The sequence below is a fragment of the Acidovorax sp. LjRoot118 genome, assembly GCF_964253575.1.
Lineage (GTDB): Bacteria > Pseudomonadota > Gammaproteobacteria > Burkholderiales > Burkholderiaceae_C > Acidovorax.
This window is the reverse complement of the sequence record NZ_CAXURB020000001.1, coordinates 5,129,108-5,152,452: the sequence shown is the minus strand read 5'-3', so window position 1 is coordinate 5,152,452 and position 23,345 is coordinate 5,129,108. Positions and strand designations below refer to the sequence as shown.

The 23,345-nt window shown below is 65.3% G+C and carries 21 protein-coding genes; 20 read left to right on the top strand and 1 reads right to left on the bottom strand.

Annotated features, from left to right (window positions below; all coding sequences use genetic code 11):
• The first annotated feature begins 9 nt into the window (after positions 1-9).
• The 20 genes from ACSQ9E_RS24250 to hisD all read left to right on the top strand — a co-directional run bounded on the left by ACSQ9E_RS24250 (position 10) and on the right by hisD (position 22,925).
• Complete coding sequence (locus ACSQ9E_RS24250; protein ID WP_235514769.1) at positions 10-1,521, top strand: Ig domain-containing protein; 1,512 nt, start codon at positions 10-12, stop codon at positions 1,519-1,521.
• 239 nt (positions 1,522-1,760) lie between these two features.
• Positions 1,761-2,846: a 3-dehydroquinate synthase gene (aroB, locus tag ACSQ9E_RS24245; RefSeq protein ID WP_436220259.1), complete on the top strand. Its 1,086-nt coding sequence runs from the start codon at positions 1,761-1,763 to the stop codon at positions 2,844-2,846.
• A gap of 66 nt (positions 2,847-2,912) precedes the next feature.
• Entirely contained in the window at positions 2,913-4,085 is a 1,173-nt protein-coding gene (locus tag ACSQ9E_RS24240; protein WP_436219395.1) for a deoxyguanosinetriphosphate triphosphohydrolase, read from the top strand.
• A 101-nt stretch (positions 4,086-4,186) separates the two neighbouring features.
• The gene (locus ACSQ9E_RS24235) at positions 4,187-4,819 is read left to right on the top strand and encodes a DUF1415 domain-containing protein (RefSeq protein WP_436219394.1); all 633 of its coding nucleotides are present in this window, start codon (positions 4,187-4,189) and stop codon (positions 4,817-4,819) included.
• Positions 4,816-5,760: a class I SAM-dependent methyltransferase gene (locus ACSQ9E_RS24230; protein WP_436219393.1), complete on the top strand. Its 945-nt coding sequence runs from the start codon at positions 4,816-4,818 to the stop codon at positions 5,758-5,760. Before ACSQ9E_RS24235 ends, ACSQ9E_RS24230 begins: the two co-directional genes overlap by 4 nt.
• A 127-nt stretch (positions 5,761-5,887) precedes the next feature.
• Entirely contained in the window at positions 5,888-6,592 is a 705-nt protein-coding gene (locus ACSQ9E_RS24225) for a transposase (RefSeq protein WP_436176834.1), read from the top strand.
• 179 nt (positions 6,593-6,771) lie between these two features.
• Positions 6,772-11,508: a glutamate synthase-related protein gene (locus ACSQ9E_RS24220; RefSeq protein WP_436219392.1), complete on the top strand. Its 4,737-nt coding sequence runs from the start codon at positions 6,772-6,774 to the stop codon at positions 11,506-11,508.
• Between the two features lie 53 nt (positions 11,509-11,561).
• Positions 11,562-13,040, top strand: a complete 1,479-nt coding sequence (locus tag ACSQ9E_RS24215) for a glutamate synthase subunit beta (RefSeq protein ID WP_428002429.1) — start codon at positions 11,562-11,564, stop codon at positions 13,038-13,040.
• Between the two features lie 309 nt (positions 13,041-13,349).
• Positions 13,350-14,168: an ABC transporter ATP-binding protein gene (locus ACSQ9E_RS24210; protein WP_057265189.1), complete on the top strand. Its 819-nt coding sequence runs from the start codon at positions 13,350-13,352 to the stop codon at positions 14,166-14,168.
• Entirely contained in the window at positions 14,165-14,947 is a 783-nt protein-coding gene (gene mlaE, locus ACSQ9E_RS24205) for a lipid asymmetry maintenance ABC transporter permease subunit MlaE (RefSeq protein ID WP_436219391.1), read from the top strand. Before ACSQ9E_RS24210 ends, mlaE begins: the two co-directional genes overlap by 4 nt.
• A gap of 42 nt (positions 14,948-14,989) precedes the next feature.
• A complete protein-coding gene (gene mlaD / locus ACSQ9E_RS24200) occupies positions 14,990-15,478 on the top strand; it encodes an outer membrane lipid asymmetry maintenance protein MlaD (RefSeq protein ID WP_057265185.1) in 489 nt (162 codons plus the stop codon).
• Positions 15,475-16,308: an MlaA family lipoprotein gene (locus tag ACSQ9E_RS24195; RefSeq protein ID WP_436219390.1), complete on the top strand. Its 834-nt coding sequence runs from the start codon at positions 15,475-15,477 to the stop codon at positions 16,306-16,308. Before mlaD ends, ACSQ9E_RS24195 begins: the two co-directional genes overlap by 4 nt.
• A 123-nt stretch (positions 16,309-16,431) precedes the next feature.
• Positions 16,432-17,079, top strand: coding sequence for an MlaC/ttg2D family ABC transporter substrate-binding protein (locus tag ACSQ9E_RS24190; RefSeq protein WP_057265301.1), 648 nt, complete (start codon positions 16,432-16,434; stop codon positions 17,077-17,079).
• Positions 17,060-17,371, top strand: a complete 312-nt coding sequence (locus tag ACSQ9E_RS24185) for an STAS domain-containing protein (protein WP_057205081.1) — start codon at positions 17,060-17,062, stop codon at positions 17,369-17,371. Before ACSQ9E_RS24190 ends, ACSQ9E_RS24185 begins: the two co-directional genes overlap by 20 nt.
• A gap of 68 nt (positions 17,372-17,439) precedes the next feature.
• On the top strand, positions 17,440-18,402 hold the full coding sequence (locus tag ACSQ9E_RS24180; protein WP_436219389.1) for an ABC transporter ATP-binding protein: 963 nt from the start codon (positions 17,440-17,442) through the stop codon (positions 18,400-18,402).
• On the top strand, positions 18,399-19,154 hold the full coding sequence (locus tag ACSQ9E_RS24175; protein WP_057205075.1) for an ABC transporter permease: 756 nt from the start codon (positions 18,399-18,401) through the stop codon (positions 19,152-19,154). The genes ACSQ9E_RS24180 and ACSQ9E_RS24175 overlap by 4 nt, the downstream gene beginning before the upstream one ends.
• Before the next feature lie 76 nt (positions 19,155-19,230).
• Complete coding sequence (locus ACSQ9E_RS24170) at positions 19,231-19,473, top strand: BolA family protein (RefSeq protein ID WP_436219388.1); 243 nt, start codon at positions 19,231-19,233, stop codon at positions 19,471-19,473.
• A gap of 47 nt (positions 19,474-19,520) precedes the next feature.
• Entirely contained in the window at positions 19,521-20,813 is a 1,293-nt protein-coding gene (gene murA / locus ACSQ9E_RS24165; protein ID WP_057265299.1) for a UDP-N-acetylglucosamine 1-carboxyvinyltransferase, read from the top strand.
• A 43-nt stretch (positions 20,814-20,856) separates the two neighbouring features.
• Entirely contained in the window at positions 20,857-21,501 is a 645-nt protein-coding gene (gene hisG / locus ACSQ9E_RS24160) for an ATP phosphoribosyltransferase (protein ID WP_369819501.1), read from the top strand.
• Positions 21,502-21,542: 41 nt separating this feature from the next.
• Complete coding sequence (hisD, locus tag ACSQ9E_RS24155) at positions 21,543-22,925, top strand: histidinol dehydrogenase (protein WP_436219387.1); 1,383 nt, start codon at positions 21,543-21,545, stop codon at positions 22,923-22,925.
• Positions 22,926-22,935: 10 nt separating this feature from the next.
• Here the strand turns inward: hisD and ACSQ9E_RS24150 are convergent, their stop codons facing one another.
• Entirely contained in the window at positions 22,936-23,319 is a 384-nt protein-coding gene (locus ACSQ9E_RS24150) for a DUF2917 domain-containing protein (protein ID WP_436219386.1), read from the bottom strand.
• Between the last annotated feature and the right edge of the window lie 26 nt (positions 23,320-23,345).

The following is a 23,345-nucleotide window of genomic DNA, read 5'->3' as shown; positions in this document are numbered from 1 at the left end:
TTTTTTGAAATGGGAAAGAAAATGAAAAAATTATGGAAGACCTTTCTCCTCTCTTCCGCTGCAGCCTTACTGGCGGCTTGTGGTGGCGGTGGGGGGAGCGGAGGAGAGTCCAATCTCCAATACCGCATCACTTTGAGCACTGCGAAGTCTCAACTCCCTATAAATATCGCTCATGTAAGGGCTAACACAGGCGCGTTTGCTCCTTACACCACCACCTTGTATGTGGATGCGCGCGTAGGTTCCAATGCGATTCCTGGTGGCGAAGATATCTTCGCCTGTAATATCGTACAGGGTTTGGATTCTGGTGCCTTGTATTATCTGGATGGTGATAGTGAGCATGAAGACGACGATGGAAATGCGTTGGCATATCGTGCAGTGGTTCTCGGCGCCAATGCTGGCGGTGCTTCCTTCCACTTCCACTCCAGCGACCAGGCAGGGACAGCGCGCGTGGTGTGCTCGGTGACTGATCCTCGTGATAAGCGGGTTTATAGCGCGAGCGTGGATATTGTGGTGGGTGCTGCGACAGGCAAGGTCTCCAGCGTCACAGGTATTGCTGAAGCGCCGGGCGTTCTGCTTTCGCGAGACAGCATTAGTCGGGCGCCCTATCGGAACAATATCGGTGTGCAGGCGTTTGTCATGGATGATGCGAACCAACCCATTCCCGCGCCTTCGGCTCCGAATCTTCAAGTAAGCATTCGTCCGATCGGTCAGGCTGCAGTGGGTGCGCGCTTGCTGCAGGGAAACCAGTCGGGTAGCGTATTGCAGGTGCGCACGATTGGTGGCGTGGGGCTATTCTCACTTGCAAGCGGCCCCAACAATGGCTCCATCGTGCTGGAATATGTCACCGACCGGTTTGACAATGACGTCACCAATGGTATCCAGGATCCGGTGACAGCGCTTCATGCGGTTCCTGTCGTGGACAACGTGGCCTTGGCGCCCTTGACCCTGCCCACGCCAACGGACCAAGACGCGGTCGTTGGCCTGCCTTTCGCCGCAGTGTTCCCTGTTCAAGGGGGAGTTGGTCCCTATACGTGGTCTGCCATTGCACTGCCAAGTGGTCTTTCCATCAGCAATGACGGTATCGTGAGTGGCGTGCCCCAGGGACCCGGCTCGTACACCGGTGTAATCACGGTGGTCGATTCTCTTGGTGCCAAGGCATCGGGCAATGTGAAGTTCACGGTAGCTGCTGGTGCTTCAGTGCCGAATCCCCTGACAGTGAACGGCTGTGTGAGCACGGGAACCACGGTGTGTTCGTTGCCTGCAGCGAATGTCGGTGAAGCCTACCTGTACAGCCTGTCGGTTTCCGGTGGAAATTCTACGGACCCTGTAGTTTGGACTTTCGCTCCTACTCCTTTGCCAGCAGGCTTGAGAGGTGGCAGCACGGGCAACAGCGGCGTGATCAGCGGCACCCCCACCGCATCGTGCAATGCCAGGTTCTTGGTGACGGCCACCCGCGGTACGGTCACCGTGACCCAGCAGGTGTCTGTGCAGATCGGTGCCAACACGGCAGCTTGCCCTTGACAGGGTCCAAGAGGGCGTTCGGCAGGATTCGAAGGTCTCGGATCTGCTGAGCGCCTCGCAGGAAAATTTAAAAGCCCCGTGGGTCCTGACCCACGGGGCTTTTTCCATGGGAAAGTGCCGCCCGTGCTGTCTCCTTGACGGGGGCGTTGGCATTCTGCGTAAACTAGGGGCTTATGTCTGAAACCGTCGATCTGACCCCCGCTTCTCGCCCCGCACCCACGGCAGGCATCGTCTCCCACATGGTCTCCATTGATCTGGGAGATCGCAGTTACAACATCGAAATCGGTGCAGGCCTCCTTGGCGGCCTGCAAGAAGGTCTCGAGCTGCCCAGCGGCACTTCGGCGCTGGTCGTCACCAACGAAACCGTAGGCCCTTTGTATGGGACCGCTGTGGTGCAGGCATTGCGCAAGCGCTACCCCGTTGTGCACACGGTGCAACTGCCGGATGGCGAGGAGTTCAAAGGGTGGGAGACCCTCCAGCGCATCTTCGATGCCTTGCTGACCCATGGCTGCGACCGCAAGGCCGTGCTGTTTGCGCTCGGTGGCGGTGTCATCGGCGACATGACCGGCTTTGCCGCCGCGACCTACATGCGGGGCGTTCCCTTCGTGCAGATCCCCACCACCTTGCTCGCGCAGGTGGACTCATCGGTGGGGGGCAAGACGGCCATCAACCACCCGCTGGGCAAGAACATGGTGGGTGCGTTCTACCAGCCCCGGCTGGTGGTTTGCGACCTGGCCACGCTCGACACCCTGAGCGCGCGCGAGATGAGCGCTGGGCTGGCTGAAGTGCTCAAGTACGGGCCCATCGCCGACATGGAGTTCATGCAGTGGCTGGAAACTTCTGTGGATGCGCTGCGCGCCCGTGACCGGGTCGCGCTGGCCCATGCCGTGCGCCGTAGCTGCGAGGTCAAGGCCTGGGTGGTCAGCCAGGACGAACGCGAAGGAGGCCTGCGAGCCATCCTGAATTTCGGCCACACTTTTGGCCATGCCATCGAGGCGGGCATGGGCTATGGCGTGTGGCTGCATGGCGAAGGCGTGGGTGCCGGCATGGTGATGGCAGCCGAACTCTCGCTCCGGCTGGGCTTGGTCGATGGTGCATTCGTGCAGCGGCTCGTCGCACTGATCGAGCGGGCGGGTCTGCCCACCAGGGGCCCGGTGCTCGATGCGGCGGACAATGCCGGCCGTTACCTGGAACTCATGCGCATCGACAAAAAATCCGAGGCGGGTGAAATTCGCTTCGTGCTCATCGATGGTCCCGGCAAGGCGATTGTCCGCGCCGCTCCCGACAAGTTGGTCCGGGAGGTGATTGATGCGTGCTGCCGGTAACGGCGTGGCGGGCCTCTGTCCTGTCCGCGCAGTTGCACCATTACCTATCAAGTGGCAACAGGCACTTTGACCAGTAGAGCCGGTCTTGCCGCCTATGCCAGCCTGTCGTCGCAGAGCAGGGGGCGGCGGTATCCTGAGGCGCCGGCACCGACCCGAACGGAGTACCAGCGCGACCGCGACCGCATCGTGCATTCCACGGCGTTTCGCCGGCTGGTCTACAAGACCCAGGTCTTTCTCAACCACGAAGGCGATCTGTTCCGAACGCGCCTGACCCATTCGCTGGAAGTCGCGCAGTTGGGCCGGTCGATTGCGCGCTCGCTGCGCATCGACGAAGACCTCGTCGAGGCCATCTCGCTGGCGCACGACCTGGGCCACACCCCATTCGGCCACGCCGGGCAGGATGCGCTACACACCTGCATGGCCGACCATGGTGGATTCGAGCACAACCTGCAAAGCCTGCGGGTCGTGGACAAGCTGGAGGAGCGCTACCCCCAGTTCGACGGCCTGAACCTCAGCTTCGAGACGCGCGAGGGCATCCTCAAGCATTGTTCGCGTGTACACGCACAGCAGCTCGAAGACGCGGAACCCGGTGGGGTCGGTGGGCGCTTCCTGCGCCGCGAACAGCCCAGCCTGGAGGCCCAGCTGTGCAACCTCGCCGACGAGATCGCCTACAACGCCCATGACATTGATGATGGCGTGCGCTCGGGCCTCATCACCCTGGCGCAACTGCTCGAGGTGCCCCTGTTCGACCAGTACCGCCATGCGGCCCAGGCCGCGCACCCGCACCTGAACGATGCCGCCATGCACCGCCGCCTGCTGTTCGAGGCCATCCGCCTCATGCTCAGCGCCCAGGTGTACGACGTGATCGACGCCACCTCTGCAGCGCTGGTGCAGGCGGCGCCGGACAGCGCCGACGCGGTGCGGCGGTCTGCGCCGCTGGTGATGTTCAGCGATTCCATGCGGGAGCAGTCCACGGTGCTCAAGCGCTTCCTGTTCAAGAACCTGTACCGCCACCCCCAGGTGATGAAGACCACCGGGCGTGCGCAGCAGATCGTGCGTGACCTCTTCGCCGCCTATGTGCAGGCGCCACAGGAGATGAATCCCTCCTTTGCGCAGCAGGCCAGCACCAGTGACGGCACGGTCAAGGCGCGGGCGATTGCCGACTTCATCGCGGGCATGACGGACCGCTTCGCCGCGCGCGAGCACGAGCGCCTGACGGGGCAACGCCTGCTCGACTGACGGATGGGCGCTGGATCGGGTCGAAAGGGGACCAAAAGACCTGATTGGGGCCTGCCCGTTAAAATTGCCAGCCACCCCACGCGCGCGCCCAGCGCCTTTGCATGAAATCCCTTTCTTCTGCGGCCTTGCCATCGACCGAAGTCTCTTCCTCGCTTGCCACGCATCCGGTCGTTCGCGACACGGTGCAATGGCTGGAGCGGGCCGTCATCGGCCTGAACCTGTGCCCTTTTGCCAAGGGGGTGCACGCCAAGGGGCAGATCCACTACGTGGTGAGTGCCGCCGTTGATCCGCAGCAGTTGCTCATCGATCTGCGTGAAGAACTGCTTGCTTTGGCGAGGATGGAGGCAGCCGTCCGGGACACCACCTTGCTTGTTGTGCCCACGCCGCTGCTGGCGGATTTCCTGGATTTCAACGATTTTCTCGGCGAGGCAGACGTTCTGCTCGAAGAACTCGAACTCGACGGCACGCTGCAGATCGCCAGTTTCCATCCACAGTTCCAGTTTGCCGGCACCAGCGTGGATGACGTGACCAACTGCACCAACCGCTCCCCGTACCCCACACTGCATCTGCTGCGCGAAGAAAGCATCGACCGCGCGGTGGAAGTCTTTCCCGAGGCCGAGACCATCTACGAACGCAATATCGAAGTGCTTGAAAAACTGGGCATGCCGGGGTGGGGGGCTCTGCAGGTCGGTGCGGGCTGCACGGCTGCGCCTGCGACGGGAGGTGCAGCATGAATGCGCCTCGCAACAAACCGGGAGCCAGCAAGCCTGCAAATAAGGGCAAGGGCGCGGCAGCGCCGCATGCCGACCTGCTGTCCGAGCTGCGCCCTGGCCAGTCGCTGGAGCTGCTGCAGGAGCTGCACATCCTAACGCGCGATGGTCGGCTCAACCAGGATTCGCGGCGCAAGCTCAAGCAGGTGTACCACCTGTTCAACTTCATCGAGCCCCTGCTCACCGAGCTGTCGGCCGAAGGGCACAGCCCCAGCCTGGCCGACCATGGGGCGGGCAAGTCCTACTTGGGCTTCATCCTCTACGATCTGTATTTCAAGGCGCTCTCGCGCGGCCACATCTATGGCATCGAGACGCGCAGCGAGCTGGTGGACAAGGCGCGCGCGCTGGCCCAGCGGCTCGGTTTTGGCCGCATGTCCTTTCTGAACCTGTCGGTGGCCGAATCGGCCGATGCCGCTGAACTGCCTGAGCAGGTCGACATCGTCACCGCGCTGCACGCCTGCGATACCGCCACCGACGATGCCATCGCCTTCGGCCTGCAAAAGCGTGCCCGCGCCATGGTCCTGGTGCCCTGCTGTCAGGCCGAAATGGCGGCCTGCCTGCGCCAGGGCAAGGCGCTGCAGCTGTCGCGCACGCCGCTGGCCGAGCTGTGGCGCCACCCCTTGCACACGCGCGAGCTGGGCAGCCAGGTCACCAACGTGCTGCGCTGCCTGTACCTGGAGGCCAGCGGCTACCAGGTCACGGTGACCGAGCTCGTCGGCTGGGAGCACAGCATGAAGAATGAGCTCATCATCGCGCGTTACACCGGCCAGAAGAAGCGCAGCGCGGCTGAGCGGCTGCGCGCCATCCTGCGCGAAATGGGGCTGGAGCAGGCGATGGCCGGGCGGTTCGGGCTGCAGCCCCTGGCCGAGGCACAGGTGGATAGCGCCGAAGCTGCTGCGCCTTAGCGCCTCGCCGGATGCCCGTGGAGCGCGGACATCGTCGGCCAGTTGGCGGCCCTCGCGGCATGGCGACGGAAATGGGGACAGGTATATCATGCCTATCCCGCACCATTCTTCCGACCATCTGCCTTCCATGGCCCGCCTGCCCCGACTGACACTGCCCGGCTTTCCCCACCATGTGATCCAGCGGGGCAACAACCGCCAGGCGATCTTCCTGGATCGGGCCGACTTCGAGGCCATGCTGGTACTCCTGGACGAAAACGCGCGCAAGTTCCAGGTGGCCCTGCATGCCTATGTGCTCATGGACAACCACTTCCACCTGCTGGCCACTCCGTCCACCGGCGACGGTCTGCCACAGATGATGCAGTCCATCGGCCGCAGCTACGTGCGCTATTTCAACCAGCGCCATGGCCGCACGGGCACCTTGTGGGAGGGGCGCTACCGCTCCACCGTCATCCAGTCGGAGCGCTACCTGCTGGCCTGCATGGTCTACATCGACCTCAACCCCGTGCGCGCCGGCATGGCTGCGCGCGCAGCGGACTACCCCTGGTCCAGCCATGGCCACTGGCTGGGGCTGCGCACCGACAAGCTGCTCACCACCCATGCGTTGTACTGGGCGCTGGGCAACACGCCTTTTGCGCGTGAAGCTGCCTACGCGGCGTTGGTGCAGTCGGGCCTGGGCGACAAGCAGATCCAGTCCATCACGCAATCCGCGCTGAGCGGCTGGGCCATGGGCGAGCCCGACTTCGTGGCCGACCTGCAAAAGCTGACTCCCCGCAGGGTGGCCAAGGCCAAGCCGGGTCGACCCGCAATGTCAGCAGATTCCGAGGAGGCCTGAGCCTGCCTGCCAAAGCGCTCACCTCCATTCGAATTCGTGTATTTTGATATGTCCCCAATTAAATCCGACTTATTCAGTTGGTTAATTTAATAAGAATCTGACCCCAATTAATATGCTTGCCTTGCATGTTGCAATGCACTAATCTTGAACTCCCTGCGAAAATTCATGAGGAGTGCGCCATGACCACGGCTGCCGAGATCCAGCATCTCCAACAAAACGGTTTGTATTCATCGTCCAACGAACACGACGCCTGCGGCCTCGGTTTCGTCGCCCATATCAAGGGCGTCAAGCGCCACGACATCGTGACGCAGGCCTTGAAGATCCTGGAGAACATCGACCACCGTGGCGCCGTGGGTGCCGACAAGCTCATGGGCGACGGCGCAGGCATCCTGATCCAGATCCCCGACGCGCTGTACCGCGAAGAGATGGCCAAGCTGGGCGTCACGCTGCCTGCGGCCGGCGAGTACGGCGTGGGTATGATCTTCCTGCCCAAGGAGCATGCCTCGCGCCTGGCCTGTGAGCAGGAGATGGAACGCGCCATCAAGGCCGAAGGCCAGGTGCTGCTCGGCTGGCGCGATGTGCCAGTGAACGTCGACATGCCCATGTCGCCCACCGTGCGCAAGAAGGAGCCCATCCTGCGCCAGGTCTTCATCGGCCGTGGCAACGACGTGATCGTGCAGGACGCGCTGGAGCGCAAGCTGTACGTGATCCGCAAGACCGCCAGCGCCGCCATCCAGAACCTCAAGCTCAAGCACAGCAAGGAATACTACGTTCCCAGCATGTCCAGCCGCACCGTGGTCTACAAGGGCCTGTTGCTGGCCGACCAGGTGGGCACCTACTACATGGACCTGCAGGACGAGCGCTGCGTCTCGGCCATCGGTCTGGTGCACCAGCGTTTTTCCACCAACACCTTCCCCGAATGGCCGCTGGCCCACCCGTACCGCTACGTGGCGCACAACGGTGAAATCAACACCGTCAAGGGCAACTACAACTGGATGAAGGCGCGCGAAGGCGTGATGGCCTCGCCCGTGCTCGCGGCCGACCTGCACAAGCTCTACCCCATCAGCTTCGCCGACCAGTCCGACACCGCCACGTTCGACAACTGCCTCGAGTTGCTGACCATGGCCGGCTACCCCATCAGCCAGGCCGTGATGATGATGATCCCCGAGCCCTGGGAGCAGCACACCACCATGGACGAGCGCCGCCGCGCCTTCTATGAATACCATGCCGCGATGATGGAGCCCTGGGATGGCCCGGCCTCCATCGTCTTCACCGATGGCCGCCAGATCGGCGCCACGCTGGACCGCAACGGCCTGCGCCCCTCGCGCTACTGCATCACCGACGACGACCTGGTCATCATGGCCTCGGAATCGGGCGTGCTGCCCATCCCCGAGAACAAGATCGTGCGCAAGTGGCGCCTGCAGCCCGGCAAGATGTTCCTGATCGACCTGGAGCAGGGCCGCATGATCGACGACGAGGAGCTCAAGGCCAATGTCGTCAACACCAAGCCCTACAAGCAGTGGATCGAGAACCTGCGCATCAAGCTTGACAGCATCGACGCTGCCGCCGATGCGCCTGCGCCCGAAGCTTCCACGCTGCCGTTGCTCGACCGCCAGCAGGCCTTCGGCTACACGCAGGAGGACATCAAGTTCCTGATGGCCCCCATGGCCCGCAATGGCGAGGAGGGCATCGGCTCCATGGGCAACGACAGCCCGCTGGCCGTGCTCTCGGGCAAGAACAAGCCGCTGTACAACTACTTCAAGCAGCTGTTCGCCCAGGTGACCAACCCGCCGATCGACCCGATCCGCGAAGCCATCGTGATGTCGCTCAACAGCTTCATCGGCCCCAAGCCCAACCTGCTGGACATCAACCAGGTCAACCCGCCGATGCGGCTTGAAGTGAGCCAGCCCGTGCTCGACTTTGCCGACATGGCCAAGCTGCGCGACATCGAAAAATACACGCAGGGCAAGTTCAAGAGCGCCACCATCGACATCACCTACCCGCTGGACTGGGGCCGTGAGGGCGTGGAAGCCAAGCTCGCCTCGCTGTGCGCGCAGGCAGTGGACGCCATCAAGGGTGGCGCAAACATCCTGATCGTCAGCGACCGCGCCGTGAGCGCCACGCAGGTGGCCATCCCTGCGCTGCTGGCCTTGTCGGCAATCCACCAGCACCTGGTGGGCGCAGGCCTGCGCACCACCGCCGGCCTGGTGGTCGAGACGGGCACCGCGCGCGAAGTGCACCACTTCGCCGTGCTGGGCGGCTACGGCGCCGAAGCCGTGCACCCCTACCTCGCGATGGAAACCCTGGCCGAGATGCACAAGAACATGCCCGGCGACCTGTCGCCGGACAAGGCCATCTACAACTATGTCAAGGCCATCGGCAAGGGCCTGTCCAAGATCATGTCCAAGATGGGCGTGAGCACCTACATGAGCTACTGTGGCGCGCAGTTGTTCGAGGCCATCGGCCTGAACACCGACACCGTGGGCAAGTACTTCACCGGCACCGCCAGCCGCGTGGAAGGCATCGGCGTGTTCGAGATCGCCGAGGAAGCCATCCGCATGCACAAGGCCGCCTTCGGCGACGACCCCGTGCTCGAAACCATGCTCGACGCTGGCGGCGAATACGCCTGGCGCGCCCGTGGCGAAGAACACATGTGGAGCCCCGACGCCATTGCCAAGCTGCAGCACTCCACGCGTGCCAACAACTGGAACACGTACAAGGAATACGCCCAGCTCATCAACGACCAGAGCAAGCGCCACATGACGCTGCGCGGCCTGTTCGAGTTCAAGATCGACCCGGCCAAGGCCATCCCCGTGGACGAGGTCGAGCCTGCCAAGGAGATCGTCAAGCGCTTTGCCACCGGCGCCATGTCGCTGGGCTCCATCTCCACCGAGGCGCATGCCACGCTGGCCGTGGCCATGAACCGCATCGGCGGCAAGAGCAACACCGGCGAAGGCGGCGAGGATGCCGCGCGCTACCGCAACGAACTCAAGGGCATCCCGATCAAGCTGGGGGACACCTTGAAGAGCGTGATCGGTGCCGAGAACGTCGAGGTCGACCTGCCGCTGCAGGACGGCGACTCCCTGCGCAGCCGCATCAAGCAGGTGGCCTCGGGCCGCTTCGGCGTCACGGCCGAGTACCTGTCCTCGGCCGACCAGATCCAGATCAAGATGGCCCAAGGTGCCAAGCCTGGCGAAGGCGGCCAGCTGCCCGGCGGCAAGGTCTCCAACTACATCGGCAAGCTGCGCCACAGCGTGCCCGGGGTGGGCCTGATCTCGCCCCCGCCGCACCATGACATCTACTCCATCGAGGACTTGGCGCAGCTCATCCACGACCTGAAGAACGTGGCACCGCACGCCAGCATCAGCACCAAGCTGGTGTCCGAAGTCGGCGTGGGCACGATTGCCGCAGGTGTCACCAAGTGCAAGAGCGATCACATCGTGATCGCCGGGCACGACGGCGGCACGGGCGCCTCGCCCTGGTCGTCGATCAAGCACGCAGGTGGCCCCTGGGAAATCGGCCTGGCCGAAACCCAGCAGACCCTGGTGCTCAACCGCCTGCGCGGCCGAGTGCGCGTGCAGGCCGACGGCCAGATGAAGACCGGCCGCGACGTCGCCATCGGCGCGCTGCTGGGTGCCGACGAGTTCGGCTTTGCCACGGCGCCCCTGGTCGTCGAGGGCTGCATCATGATGCGCAAGTGCCACCTGAACACCTGTCCGGTGGGCGTGGCCACGCAGGACCCTGCGCTGCGCGCCAAGTTCTCTGGCAAGCCCGAGCACGTGGTCAACTACTTCTTCTTCATCGCCGAAGAAGTGCGCCAGATCATGGCCCAGCTGGGCATTCGCAAGTTCGATGACCTGATCGGCCGCGCCGACCTGCTCGACACGCGCTCCGGCATCGCCCACTGGAAGGCCCGCGGCCTCGACTTCGGCCGCCTTTTCGCCCAGCCCAACGTGCCCGCCGACGTGCCGCGTTTCCATGTGGACGTGCAGGACCACAACATCGAGAACACGCTCGACCGCAAGCTCATCGAGCGCAGCCGCCCCGCCATCGACAAGGGCGAGCGCGTGCAGTTCATCGAGGTGGCGCGCAACGTCAACCGCTCCGTGGGCGCCATGCTCTCGGGTGCCGTGACGCGTGCCCACCCCGAAGGCCTGCCGGACGACACCATCCGCATCCAGCTCGAAGGCACGGGCGGCCAGTCCTTTGGCGCCTTCCTCACGCGTGGCATCACGCTGTACCTGATCGGCGACGCCAACGACTACACGGGCAAGGGCCTGTCGGGCGGCCGCGTCGTCGTGCGCCCCAGCATCGACTTCCGTGGCGACTCGGTGCGCAACACCATCGTGGGCAACACGGTGATGTATGGCGCCACCACGGGCGAAGCCTTCTTCAGCGGCGTGGCCGGCGAGCGCTTTGCCGTGCGCCTGTCGGGTGCCACGGCGGTCGTCGAAGGCACGGGCGACCATGGCTGCGAATACATGACCGGCGGCACCGTGATGGTGCTGGGCAAGACCGGCCGCAACTTCGCGGCCGGCATGAGCGGCGGCGTGGCCTACGTCTACGACGAAGATGGCCAGTTCGACACGCGCTGCAACATGTCCATGGTCACGCTCGAACGCATCCTGCCCTCGTCCGAGCAGGAATCCACCGTGCCACGCGCCATCTGGCACAACGGCCAGACCGACGAAGCCCAGCTCAAGAAGCTGCTGGAAGACCACAACCGCTGGACGGGCAGCAAGCGTGCGCGAGAACTGCTCGACAACTGGGCGGCATCGCGCAGCAAGTTCGTCAAGGTCTTCCCGACCGAGTACAAGCGCGCGCTGGCCGAAATTTATGAACGCAAGGTGCTCGAGGAGCCTGCCACCCCCGCGGTGGCACCGGCCTCCAAGAACGTGGCCGTACCCGCCAAGTAAGGCGCTGCCCCACCGAACACCTGCACAGCATTCATAGATAAGGACACGCAATCATGGGAAAGACCACCGGCTTCATGGAATACGAGCGCATCGAAGAGGGCTACAAGCCCGTCGGCGAGCGCCTGAAGCATTACAAGGAATTCGTCATCGGCCTGGATGAATCCCAGGCCAAGGTACAGGGCGCGCGCTGCATGGACTGCGGCACGCCGTTCTGCAACAGCGGCTGCCCGGTGAACAACATCATTCCGGACTTCAACGACCTGGTCTACCAAGCCGACTGGAAGAGTGCCATCGCCGTGCTGCACAGCACGAACAACTTCCCCGAGTTCACCGGCCGCATCTGCCCCGCACCCTGCGAGGCAGCCTGCGTGCTCAACGTGAACGACGACGCAGTGGGCATCAAGTCCATCGAGCACGCCATCATCGACCGCGCCTGGGAAGAAGGCTGGGTCAAGCCCCTGCCGTCCAAGCACAAGACCGGCAAGAAGGTCGCAGTGATCGGCGCCGGCCCGGCCGGCATGGCCGCAGCCCAGCAACTGGCGCGCGTGGGCCACGACGTGACCCTGTTCGAGAAGAACGACCGCATCGGCGGGCTGCTGCGCTACGGCATCCCCGATTTCAAGATGGAGAAGACTCACATCGACCGCCGTGCCGACCAGCTCAAGGCCGAAGGCGTCACCATCCGCACCAGCGTCTTCGTCGGCGCCGCCAAGGACGGCTTGGGCAAGGGCTCCAAGGTCACCAACTGGGCCAAGGAAACCGTCACCCCCGAGCAACTGCAGGCCGAGTTCGACGCCGTGCTGCTCACCGGCGGCGCCGAGCAAAGCCGCGACCTGCCCGTGCCCGGCCGCGACCTCGACGGCATCCACTTCGCCATGGAGTTCCTGCCCCAGCAGAACAAGGTCAACGCTGGCGACAAGCTCAAGAACCAGCTGCGCGCCGACGGCAAGCACGTCATCGTGATCGGTGGCGGCGACACCGGCAGTGACTGCGTGGGCACCAGCAACCGCCATGGTGCCGTCAGCGTCACGCAGTTCGAACTCATGCCCCAGCCGCCCGAGGTCGAGAACCGCCCCATGACCTGGCCCTACTGGCCGATCAAGCTGCGCACCAGCTCCAGCCATGAAGAAGGCTGCGAGCGCGAATTCGCCATCTCCACCAAGGAGTTCATCGGCGAAAAGGGCAAGGTCACCGGCCTGAAGACCGTGCGCGTGGAGTGGAAGGACGGCAAGATGGTCGAGGTCGCCGGCTCCGAGCAGATCCTCAAGGCCGACCTGGTGCTGCTGGCCATGGGCTTCGTGAGCCCCGTGGCGGCCGTGCTCGAAGCTTTCGGTGTCGACAAGGACGCCCGTGGCAACGCCCGCGCCACCACCGAGTTCGATGGCGGCTACGCCACCAGCGCCCCCAAGGTGTTTGCCGCAGGCGACATCCGCCGTGGCCAGTCCCTGGTGGTCTGGGCCATCCGCGAAGGCCGCCAGGCCGCGCGTTCGGTCGATGAGTTCCTCATGGGCTACTCGGACCTGCCGCGCTGATTGTTGGCAAGGCAACGGCTGAGAGCGGCGCCCTGGTGGCGCCGTTTTTCATGGTGTGCCGCAGGGTGCCCATCCAGGAAAGACCGTTGCGCACGCGCGACGCTGGATATAGGCACAATTGGAAGCAATGTCCCTTCGGGAATACCAGACACTGGTGTACTGGGCAGGTCTGCACAACCCGTATCGGGAAACTGCAAACATACATGTATGTATGTTTGCGGATTCGGCTACCATCGCTGCTGTATTGCGCGCGGTGATTGCCGTGCGTGCGGACCACCGTTTCTGCATACAACCCCTTTTTTCTTCTGCATGCCTGAGCCCTCGCCTTTCGCCGAATTGCGCAACGTCACCTTCTCCTACGGTGACCGCGCCATCCTGCGCGACGTGTCGCTCACCGTGCCGCGCGGCAAGGTCACGGCGCTCATGGGGGCTTCGGGCGGGGGCAAGACCACGGTGCTGCGCCTGATTGGTGGGCAGCAGCAGGCGCAGCAGGGCGAGGTGCTGTTCGATGGCCAGAATGTGGGGAAGATGGACGCAGCCGGCCTTTATGCGGCGCGGCGGCGCATGGGCATGCTGTTCCAGTTCGGCGCCCTGTTCACCGACCTCGATGTGTTCGAGAACGTCGCCTTTCCGCTGCGCGAGCACACCGATCTGCCCGAGGCGCTGGTGCGCGATGTGGTGCTCATGAAGCTCAATGCCGTGGGCCTGCGCGGTGCGCGCGACCTCATGCCCAGCGAGATATCTGGCGGCATGGCCCGGCGCGTGGCGCTGGCCCGTGCCATCGCGCTCGACCCTGAACTCGTCATGTACGACGAGCCCTTTGCCGGGCTCGACCCCATTTCCCTGGGCACGGCCGCCCAGCTCATCCGCCAGCTCAACGATGCCATGGGGCTGACCAGCATCGTGGTCTCGCACGACCTGGAGGAGACCTTCCGCCTGGCCGACCACGTGATCATCCTCGGCGAAGGCGTGGTCGCCGCGCAGGGCACGCCCGACGAGGTGCGCGCCAGCAAGGACCCGCTGGTGCACCAGTTCGTGCACGCGCTGCCCACCGGGCCCGTGCCCTTCCATTACCCGGGGCCCACGGCGGAGCAGGACTTCGGCCCTGCCGGGGGGATAGGCCTGTGAGCTGGTACCAACCTTCCGACGTGGGCCTGGCCGTGCGCCAGCAACTGGCCGACATCGGCGCCGCGGCGCACCTGTTCGTGCGCCTGGTGCGCCTGTTCGGTGCCACCTTCATGCGGCCGTCGCTGGTGCGCGACCAGGTGCACTTCCTGGGCAACTATTCGCTGGCCATCATCGCCGTCTCGGGCCTGTTCGTGGGCTTCGTGCTCGGCCTGCAGGGCTACTACACGCTGCAGCGCTACGGCTCGTCCGAGGCGCTGGGCATGCTCGTGGCGCTGTCGCTGGTGCGCGAGCTCGGGCCCGTGGTCACGGCGCTGCTTTTTGCAGGACGTGCAGGCACCTCGCTCACGGCCGAGATCGGGCTCATGCGCGCGGGCGAGCAGCTCAGCGCCATGGAGATGATGGCCGTGGACCCCGTGCGCCGCATTTTGGCGCCGCGTTTCTGGGCCGGCGTCATCACCATGCCGCTGTTGGCCGCCGTGTTCAGCGCCGTCGGTGTGATCGGTGGCTGGGTGGTCGGCGTGGTGCTCATCGGCATCGACCCCGGCGCCTTCTGGAGCCAGATGCAGGGGGGGGTGGATGTGTGGAAGGATGTCGGCAACGGCGTTCTCAAGAGCGCGGTGTTCGGTGTCACCGTCACCTTCGTGGCGCTGCTGCAGGGCTATGCCGCCAAGCCCACGCCCGAGGGCGTGTCGCGCGCGACCACGCGCACGGTGGTGATGGCATCGCTGGCAGTGCTGGCGTTGGACTTCCTCCTCACCGCCCTGATGTTCAGTATCTGATGCCGGGCAACCACCGGCAGACGAAGAAATGAGACCTTAACGATGCAACGCTCCAAGAATGATGTCTGGGTAGGCCTGTTCGTGATGCTGGGCATCGCGGCGCTGGTGTTCCTGGCCCTGCAATCGGCCAACCTCTTGACCCTCAATTTCCAGCGCGGCTACCAGCTCACCGCGCGCTTCGACAACATTGGGGGCCTCAAGCCCCAGGCGGCCGTGCGCAGCGCCGGCGTGGTCGTGGGCCGGGTCGAGTCCATCGCCTTCGATGACAAGACCTACCAGGCGCGCGTCACGTTGGCGATGCAGGACCGCTATGCGTTCCCCAAGGACAGCTCGCTCAAGATCCTCACCAGCGGCCTGCTGGGCGAGCAGTACATCGGCATCGAGGCTGGCGGCGACGAGAAGAACCTCGCGGCGGGCGACATGATCACCGCCACACAGTCCGCCGTGGTGCTCGAAAACCTGATTGGACAATTTCTTTACAGCAAAGCCGAAGACGGCAGTAAGCCCGCAGGGGCAGGTAGCAAAAAATGATGAACAGGACGCAAGCGGGCACGGCCCGCGACGATAAAAGCCACCCCGCGAATGGCGCCGCAACGCTGCGTCGTGCCGGCCGGGCCCTGGTGGCCGTGCTGGGGCTCGCCTTGCTGGTCGGCTGCGCGAGCGGCCCCCGCAACGACCCGCGCGACCCGCTGGAACCCTACAACCGCGGGGTCACCAAGTTCAACGAACAGGTCGATGCCCTGGTGCTCAAGCCCGTGGCCACGGCCTACAAGGAAGTCACGCCCGCTCCGGTGCGCACCGGGGTGAGCAACTTCTTCGCCAACCTGACCGACGTCTGGTCCTTCGTGAACAACGTGCTGCAGTTCCGGCTCGAAGGTGCCGCTTCCAGCTTCATGCGCGTGAACGTGAACACCTTCCTCGGCCTGGGGGGCGTGCTGGATGTCGCCAGCGAGCTGGGTATCGACCGTTACCGCCAGGACTTCGGCCTCACGCTGGGCCGCTGGGGCGTGGACACCGGTCCCTATGTGGTGCTGCCCATTCTCGGGCCCTCCACGGTGCGCGATACCTTTGCCCTGCCGGTCGACATGATGGGCAACCCCGTGCGCTACGTGGACCCGACTTCGGCCCGCAATTCGCTGTATGCCTTGCGCGCGGTGGATGTGCGTGCCAACCTGCTGCGTGCGGGTTCCGTGCTCGACAGTGCTGCGCTCGACAAGTACAGCTTCACGCGCGACGTGTTCCTGCAGGTGCGCAGCCAGGCCGGCGAGGCGCCGTACGACAAGGACAAGGATGATGGTGCCCAGGACTCCAAGGACGGCATGCTGCCCGAGGAGCCCCCTGCAGACGCCAAGAAGCGTTGATTTTCCCGCCGGGTAGGTGTTGCACTTGCTTGCACACCGCAACCTGGCCGAAGCATATGGACGGCCCCTCGGGCCCACAATGAAATCAAGGGTGCCTTGCCCGCCCCAATGAAAGCAGATGACATGATGATGAATCGACGACTCGTGGGCCACATCGCCCTGGCCCTGGCGGCCACCGCAACACTGGGCCTGCCCCTGTCGGCCCTGGCCGCAGATGAAGCCCCCGACGCCTTGATCAAGCGCCTGTCCACCGACGTGCTGAACACCGTCAAGGCGGACAAGGCCATCCAGGGCGGAGACCTGTCCAAGGTGATCGCGCTGGTGGACAAGACGGTCATGCCCAACGTGAATTTCCGCCGCATGACCGCCGCCGCCGTGGGCCCGGGTTGGCGCCAGGCCACGCCTGAGCAGCAAAAGCGCCTGCAGGACGAATTCAAGATTCTGCTGGTGCGCACCTATGCGGGTGCGCTGGCCCAGGTGAATGACCAGACCATCCAGGTCAAGCCCCTGCGCGGCGATCCCGCCGACAAGGACGTGGTGGTGCGCACCGAGATCGTGGGCCGCGGCGACCCGATTCAGCTCGACTACCGTCTGGAGAAGACCCCGGGCGATGGCGCCGGCTGGAAGATCTACAACCTCAACGTGCTCGGCGTGTGGCTGGTGGAAACCTACAAGGGCCAGTTCGCGCAGGAAATCAACGCCAAGGGCGTGGATGGCCTGATTGCCTCGCTGGAAGCGCGCAACAAGTCCAATGCCGGCACCAAGGGCTGACACAGGGCCTTCCACCGTGCCTGTCCTGGTCCTTCCGCAGGAGCTGACGCACCGCCAGGCACCGGCGTGCCTGCGCATGCTGCTGCAGGGCCTGAAGGTGCACAAGGAGCCGGGCGTGGTGGTGGATGCCCAGGCGCTGTCCGTGTTCGACACCTCCGCGCTGGCAGTGCTGCTCGAATGCCGGCGCGAGGCGCTCTCGGACCGCAAGACCTTTGCCGTACAGGGACTGCCCGCAGCGCTGACCAGCATGGCCGGGCTGTACGGCGTTGCAGATCTGCTGCCTGCAGCCTGACCCGTCTTGCAGGGGCTACCGGGGCCGGCACAGCAGGTTTGTGCACCAGGCCTTAAAATCAGCGGCTCATGCCCGCAGTCTCATTCCAAGCCGTTTCCAAGACCTTTGATACGCCCAAAGGCCCTTTCCAGGCACTCAACCAGGTCAGCCTGGACATCGAGGAAGGGGAGTTCTTCGGACTCCTCGGCCCCAATGGTGCCGGTAAAACCACCCTGATCAGCATCCTCGCCGGCCTGGCCCGGCCCAGCAACGGCCGTGTGCTGGTGCAGGGCAGCGACGTGCAGGCGCAGTTCGCCGAGGCCCGGCGCAAGCTCGGCGTGGTGCCGCAGGAGCTGGTGTTCGACCCCTTCTTCAACGTGCGCGAGGCGCTGCGCATCCAGTCCGGCTACTTCGGTGTGAAGAACAACGATGCCTGGATCGACGAGCTGCTGCACCACCTGGGCCTCACGGACAAGGCCAACGCCAATATGCGCCAGCTGTCGGGTGGTATGAAGCGGCGCGTGCTCGTGGCCCAGGCCCTGGTGCACAAGCCGCCCATCATCGTGCTCGACGAGCCCACCGCCGGGGTGGACGTGGAGCTGCGCCAGACCCTGTGGCAATTCATCGCCCGCTTGAACAAGGAAGGGCATACCGTGCTGCTCACCACGCACTACCTTGAGGAGGCAGAAGCTTTGTGCAACCGCATTGCCATGCTCAAGACCGGGCAGGTGGTGGCCCTGGCCGATACCAGCGAACTGCTCAAGGCCGCCTCGGGCAATGTGCTGCAGTTCAAGGCCGACGTGGAGCTGCCGCCCGCACTGGCGCGCCTGGCGCGCGTCACCGGCCGCATCGTGCAGATACCGGCGCACGACGCGCGCGAGATCGAGGAGCACCTGGCCGCGCTGCGCGTGGCGGGTGTGGAGGTGCATGACATGGAGATCCGCCGCCCCGACCTGGAGGATGTGTTCCTGCAGGTGATGGCCGGCACGTCGGCGTCGCACCCGCCGCCTGCGGCCTCTGCCGCTCCCGCAGCCCTGGGAGCCCACGCATGACCGGCTGGCAAACCCTGTTCTACAAGGAACTGCTGCGCTTCTGGAAGGTGGGCTTCCAGACCGTGGCCGCGCCGGTGCTCACCGCCGTGCTGTACCTGCTGATCTTTGGCCACGTGCTCGAAGACCATGTGAAGGTCTATGACCGCATCAGCTACACCGCCTTCCTGGTGCCCGGCCTGGTGATGATGAGTGTGCTGCAGAACGCCTTCGCCAACAGCTCGTCGAGCCTGATCCAGAGCAAGATCATGGGCAGCCTGGTGTTCGTGCTGCTCACGCCCCTGTCGCACTGGGCCTGGTTCGTGGCCTATGTGGGCTCCTCCATCGTGCGCGGGCTGGCCGTGGGGCTGGGGGTGTTCATCGTCACCGTCGCCTTCGCGCGACCGGAGTTCGCAGCGCCGTTGTGGATCATTGCATTTGCCGTGCTGGGGGCGGGCCTTCTGGCCACGCTGGGGCTCATCGCCGGGCTGTGGGCCGACAAGTTCGACCAGATGGCCGCGTTCCAGAACTTCGTGATCGTGCCGATGACCTTCCTGTCCGGCGTGTTCTACTCCATCCAGTCCCTGCCGCCGTTCTGGCAGACCGTGAGCCACCTGAACCCGTTCTTCTACATGATCGACGGTTTCCGCTACGGTTTCTTCGGCCAGAGCGACACCTCGCCCTGGCTCAGCCTCGGTATCGTGGGCGTGGCCTGGCTCGCGGTCAGCTGGCTGGCCGTGCACCTGCTGCGCACCGGCTACAAGATCCGCCATTGACCGATATTGAACCGTCCGGGAGCGGTTCGCGGTACCCTTGCCGCCCGCCCCGGATGCAGACAACCACGCCCCACCCATGACCGCCGACCAACTCCAAGACCTCATCGCCGCCGGCCTGGCCTGCGAGCACATCGACCTGCAGGGCGATGGCCGCCACTGGTACGCCACCATTGTCTCGGCCGAGTTCGAGGGCAAGCGCCTCATCCAGCGCCACCAGCGCGTGTACGCCACGCTGGGCACGCGCATGCAGACGGACGAGGTGCATGCCCTGTCCATGAAGACCTTCACGCCCGCCGAATGGGCAACGCAGCCGCGCTGAGCCGCTGCTACCTCGGCACCTTCCACTACTTTTTCACTGGTTTCGTGATGGACAAACTCCTCATCCGTGGTGGCCGCACCCTGCAGGGCGAGGTGCTGGTCTCCGGCGCCAAGAATGCCGCGCTGCCCGAACTGTGCGCCGCGCTGCTCACGGCCGAGCCGGTCACCCTGCTCAATGTGCCCCAGTTGCAGGACGTGAGCACCATGCTGACCCTGATCCGCAACATGGGCGTGGCGGCCGAGCGTGCACCCGACGGCACCGTGCGCATCGACGCCAGTGGCCTGAACACGCCCGAGGCCCCGTACGAGCTGGTCAAGACCATGCGCGCCTCGGTGCTCGCCCTGGGCCCGCTGCTGGCGCGCTTCGGCGAGGCCACGGTGTCGCTGCCCGGCGGCTGCGCCATCGGCTCGCGCCCGGTGGACCAGCACATCAAGGGCCTGGCCACCATGGGGGCCGAGATCGTGGTCGAGCACGGCTACATGATCGCCAAGCTGCCCGCCGGCGCCACGCGCCTGAAGGGCGCGCGCATCACCACCGACATGGTCACGGTGACCGGCACCGAGAACTTCCTCATGGCCGCGGCGCTGGCCGAGGGTGAGACGGTGCTGGAAAACGCCGCGCAGGAGCCCGAGATCATCGACCTGGCCGAGATGCTGATCGCCATGGGCGCGAAGATCGAAGGCCACGGCAGCAGCCGCATCCGCATCCAGGGCGTGGAGCGTCTGAACGGCTGCACCCACCGTGTGGTGGCCGACCGCATCGAGGCCGGCACCTTCCTGTGCGCGGTGGCGGCCACCGGCGGCGACGTGGTGCTGCGCCATGGGCGCGCCGACCACCTCGATGCCGTGATCGACAAGCTGCGCGAGGCCGGCGTGCAGGTGCAGGCTGTGGATGGCGGTATCCGGGTGCAGAGCCCCGGTGCCGGCAAGCTGCGTGCCCAGGGCTTTCGCACCACCGAATACCCCGGGTTCCCCACCGACATGCAGGCCCAGTTCATGGCACTCAACTGCGTGGCGCAGGGCACCTCCACGGTGACGGAGACCATCTTCGAGAACCGCTTCATGCATGTGGACGAGCTGGTGCGCCTGGGTGCCCGCATCCAGACCGATGGCAAGGTGGCCGTGATCGAGGGCCTGGGCAACGCCGAGGCCGTGAATCCACCCCTGTCGGGCGCCACCGTGATGGCCACCGACCTGCGCGCCTCGGCCAGCCTGGTGATTGCCGGCCTGGTGGCCGACGGCGAGACCGTGGTGGACCGCATCTACCATCTGGATCGTGGCTACGATTGCATGGAAGCCAAGCTGCGCGGCATCGGAGCGGACATCGAGCGCATGTCCTGACCGCCACACCGCCCGCGCCCCTTTTCAGAGAACCCGTATGACCATGATCACCCTCGCCCTGTCCAAGGGCCGCATCTTCGACGAGACCCTGCCGCTGCTGGCCGCCGCCGGCATCGAGGTGCTCGAAGACCCAGAGAAGTCGCGCAAGCTCATCCTGCCCACCAACCAGCCCGACGTGCGTGTGGTGCTGGTGCGTGCCACCGACGTGCCCACCTATGTGGAGTACGGCGGCGCGGACATCGGCGTGACCGGCAAGGACACCCTCATCGAGCATGGCGGCCAGGGCCTGTACCAGCCGCTGGACCTGCAGATCGCCAAATGCCGCGTGAGCGTCGCCGTGCGCAACGACTTCGACTACGAGCGCGCCGTCAAGCAGGGCTCGCGCCTGAAGGTGGCCACCAAGTACACCTCCATCGCGCGCGACTTCTTCGCCACCAAGGGGGTGCACGTGGACATGGTCAAGCTCTACGGCAGCATGGAGCTGGCGCCGCTGATCGGCCTGTCCGACGCCATCGTCGACCTGGTGTCCACCGGCAACACCCTGCGCGCCAACCACCTGGTGGAAGTCGAGCGCATCATGGACATCAGCTCCTACCTGGTCGTCAACCAGGCCGCGCTCAAACTCAAGCAAGCCCCGCTGCGCCGCATCATCGATGCGTTTGCCGCAGCCACTGCGGCGCGCGCCTGAACGAACCACCGATTTCCCACAGCGACAGAGACCCGAAAGCCATGCAAGCCAAGCCCGTACGCCTGAGCACCGACAGCGCCGATTTCGAAGCCGCCTTCCGCGATCGCCTGCATTGGTCCGCCGACACGGATGCGGCCATTGAGCAGCGCGTGGCCGACATCCTGGCCGATGTGCAGGCGCGTGGCGATGCCGCCGTGCTCGACTACACGGCGCGCTTCGACGGCCTCGCCGCCGATTCCATGGCCGGGCTTGAACTCACGCAGGCCGATTTCAAGGCCGCGTTCGACGCCATTCCTGCGGCCCAGCGCGATGCCCTGCAGGCCGCCGCCCGGCGCGTGCGCAGCTACCACGAGGCGCAGAAGAAGGCCTCGGGCGAGAGCTGGAGCTACCGCGACGAGGACGGCACCTTGCTGGGCCAGAAGGTCACCCCGCTCGACCGCGTGGGCATCTACGTGCCCGGCGGCAAGGCGGCCTACCCGTCGAGCCTGCTCATGAACGCCATCCCCGCCCATGTGGCCGGTGTGCAGGAGATCATCATGGTGGTGCCCACGCCCGTGCGCGGCAGCGTCGCCACCGGGGGCTCGGGTGCGCAACTGGCGTCCACCAAGGGCGAGCGCAACGAGCTGGTGCTGGCGGCGGCCTACGTGGCCGGCGTGACGCGCGCCTTCACCATCGGCGGGGCGCAGGCCGTGGCCGCGCTGGCGTATGGCACCGACACGGTGCCCAAGGTCGACAAGATCACCGGCCCGGGCAACGCCTACGTGGCCAGCGCCAAGAAGCGCGTGTTCGGCACGGTGGGCATCGACATGATCGCCGGCCCCAGCGAAATCCTGGTGCTGGCCGACGGCAGCACCCCGGCCGACTGGGTGGCGATGGATCTGTTCTCCCAGGCCGAGCACGACGAGCTGGCGCAGAGCATTCTGCTGTGCCCCGACGCGGCCTACATCGACGCCGTGCAGGAGGCCATCGACCGCCTGCTGCCCACCATGCCCCGCGCCGAGATCATCGCCAAGAGCCTGAACGGCCGGGGCGCCCTGATCCACACGCGCAGCATGGAAGAGGCCTGCGCCATCAGCAACCGCATCGCCCCCGAGCATCTGGAGGTGAGCAGCAACGAGCCGCACCGCTGGGAGCCCCTGCTGCGCCACGCGGGCGCCATCTTCCTCGGGGCCTATACCAGCGAAAGCCTGGGCGACTACTGCGCCGGTCCCAACCATGTGCTGCCCACCAGCGGCACGGCACGCTTCAGTTCGCCACTGGGCGTCTACGACTTCCAGAAGCGCAGCAGCCTCATCGAGGTGAGCGAGGCCGGTGCCCAGGCCCTGGGCACCATCGCGGCCGAACTCGCCTATGGCGAAGGCCTGCAGGCCCACGCGCGCGCTGCCGAGCTGCGGCTCAAGCCCGTGCCGCCAGCCCGGGGCTGATAGCCTTTTTTCAGGCCGCCTGCAGGCGGATGGACGCGCCCGGCGCGGGCACATCGGCCGCCGCTGAACGGCCCGATACATCCGAATTCCGGTGCCGCGCCCAGCTCAGGCGCGCCGGCCGGCCACCCTCGGCGCTCACGCGCAGCCGCACCGGCCCGGCGAACGACAGGCGCTGGCCGGCATCGAGGAAGTAGTCTTCCAGCAGGCCATCGCAGGTGACCCAGACACGGCCCTGCTCGACTTCGAGCAGGCCGGTTTCGCCCGTGCGGAATTCGAGCGCCTGCACGGCCTGCAGAGGCGGCAAGGGTTGGCGGTTCCACTGCAGCGCCAGGGCCTGTGGCCGCAGCGGTGGGACAGTGGGCAAAGCGGGGGAGGGGGTGTGCAGTGAGTTCATGCCTTGCACTGTGCGCGCCCGGGCCC

What these genes read in the sequence shown, in the direction of transcription:
- ACSQ9E_RS24250 (WP_235514769.1), top strand. Translation starts at nt 10, where the DNA reads ATGGGAAAGAAAATGAAAAAATTATGGAAGACCTTTCTCCTCTCTTCC.
- ACSQ9E_RS24185 (WP_057205081.1), top strand. Translation starts at nt 17,060, where the DNA reads ATGCCGGCACCAAGGGCTGACACAGGGCCTTCCACCGTGCCTGTCCTG.
- ACSQ9E_RS24150 (WP_436219386.1), bottom strand. Translation starts at nt 23,319, where the DNA reads ATGAACTCACTGCACACCCCCTCCCCCGCTTTGCCCACTGTCCCACCG.
- ACSQ9E_RS24220 (WP_436219392.1), top strand. Translation starts at nt 6,772, where the DNA reads ATGACCACGGCTGCCGAGATCCAGCATCTCCAACAAAACGGTTTGTAT.
- ACSQ9E_RS24230 (WP_436219393.1), top strand. Translation starts at nt 4,816, where the DNA reads ATGAATGCGCCTCGCAACAAACCGGGAGCCAGCAAGCCTGCAAATAAG.
- ACSQ9E_RS24195 (WP_436219390.1), top strand. Translation starts at nt 15,475, where the DNA reads ATGATGAACAGGACGCAAGCGGGCACGGCCCGCGACGATAAAAGCCAC.
- ACSQ9E_RS24225 (WP_436176834.1), top strand. Translation starts at nt 5,888, where the DNA reads ATGGCCCGCCTGCCCCGACTGACACTGCCCGGCTTTCCCCACCATGTG.
- ACSQ9E_RS24175 (WP_057205075.1), top strand. Translation starts at nt 18,399, where the DNA reads ATGACCGGCTGGCAAACCCTGTTCTACAAGGAACTGCTGCGCTTCTGG.
- murA (WP_057265299.1), top strand. Translation starts at nt 19,521, where the DNA reads ATGGACAAACTCCTCATCCGTGGTGGCCGCACCCTGCAGGGCGAGGTG.
- ACSQ9E_RS24235 (WP_436219394.1), top strand. Translation starts at nt 4,187, where the DNA reads ATGAAATCCCTTTCTTCTGCGGCCTTGCCATCGACCGAAGTCTCTTCC.
- ACSQ9E_RS24190 (WP_057265301.1), top strand. Translation starts at nt 16,432, where the DNA reads ATGATGATGAATCGACGACTCGTGGGCCACATCGCCCTGGCCCTGGCG.
- hisD (WP_436219387.1), top strand. Translation starts at nt 21,543, where the DNA reads ATGCAAGCCAAGCCCGTACGCCTGAGCACCGACAGCGCCGATTTCGAA.
- aroB (WP_436220259.1), top strand. Translation starts at nt 1,761, where the DNA reads ATGGTCTCCATTGATCTGGGAGATCGCAGTTACAACATCGAAATCGGT.
- ACSQ9E_RS24210 (WP_057265189.1), top strand. Translation starts at nt 13,350, where the DNA reads ATGCCTGAGCCCTCGCCTTTCGCCGAATTGCGCAACGTCACCTTCTCC.
- hisG (WP_369819501.1), top strand. Translation starts at nt 20,857, where the DNA reads ATGATCACCCTCGCCCTGTCCAAGGGCCGCATCTTCGACGAGACCCTG.
- ACSQ9E_RS24215 (WP_428002429.1), top strand. Translation starts at nt 11,562, where the DNA reads ATGGGAAAGACCACCGGCTTCATGGAATACGAGCGCATCGAAGAGGGC.
- ACSQ9E_RS24180 (WP_436219389.1), top strand. Translation starts at nt 17,440, where the DNA reads ATGCCCGCAGTCTCATTCCAAGCCGTTTCCAAGACCTTTGATACGCCC.
- ACSQ9E_RS24170 (WP_436219388.1), top strand. Translation starts at nt 19,231, where the DNA reads ATGACCGCCGACCAACTCCAAGACCTCATCGCCGCCGGCCTGGCCTGC.
- mlaD (WP_057265185.1), top strand. Translation starts at nt 14,990, where the DNA reads ATGCAACGCTCCAAGAATGATGTCTGGGTAGGCCTGTTCGTGATGCTG.